This is a genomic window from Paraclostridium benzoelyticum (genome assembly GCF_001006285.1).
Classification (GTDB): Bacteria; Bacillota; Clostridia; order Peptostreptococcales; family Peptostreptococcaceae; genus Paraclostridium; species Paraclostridium benzoelyticum.
The window spans coordinates 1-677 of record NZ_LBBT01000187.1 but is presented as its reverse complement, the minus strand read 5'-3'; the positions used below and the strand labels follow the sequence as shown (position 1 = coordinate 677).

1 protein-coding gene is annotated in these 677 nt (G+C 23.6%); it reads left to right on the top strand.

All coding sequences use genetic code 11. The features are described 5' to 3' along the window. The first annotated feature begins 323 nt into the window (after positions 1 to 323). Complete coding sequence (locus VN21_RS08875) at positions 324 to 515, top strand: hypothetical protein (protein ID WP_021428578.1); 192 nt, start codon at positions 324 to 326, stop codon at positions 513 to 515. Positions 516 to 677: the final 162 nt, after the last annotated feature.

The window sequence follows — 677 nt, the reverse complement described above, 5'->3', positions numbered from 1 at the left end:
AAGTTGTCCATCGCTCAGCTAATCATTATCTGAATATCTGGCTTGGTTGTTTGTGTTTAATTCTTTTAAAAAAGAATTTATATAATTAACCTACTGTTTAATTTTCAAAGTTCATTTTTGTTTTGCCCTTTTCTTAAGGACAAGTAATACTATACCACCTTAATTTAACATCGTCAACACTTTTTTTAAATTTAATTTTATTTTTTTTATTTTTTCTATAATTTCAACAATACTATTCCATTATAAATAAGTTATATAGACTGAATATAATAAATTTTTATTGGAAAACTATATAAAAATACTTTTACAAGGAGTTGTTGGTTATGCCAGATTTCAACCATATAAAAGGTCTTTATGAGGATGGATTTAGATGTATATATTGCAATTCTGAAAGTAGTACACATACCATTTATTTGAAAAATTTTGATAGTGAAAAATCTGAAGTGATAGAATTAACAAATGATGATGATTTTAATCAATTTCAAGATTATATAAGTACACTTAGAATGCAATAAAAATAAAGGAGCATAGCTCCTTTATTTAGTTATCATAATTTTTTTTATTAATTTTAATAATTGTTCTCTATCTATTTCCTTTTCTTTTTTCGCTGACTTATATTCATATAAATTAACTACCTTAGTAACAGATTTACTCATTCAAACCACTTCCTATAAGAT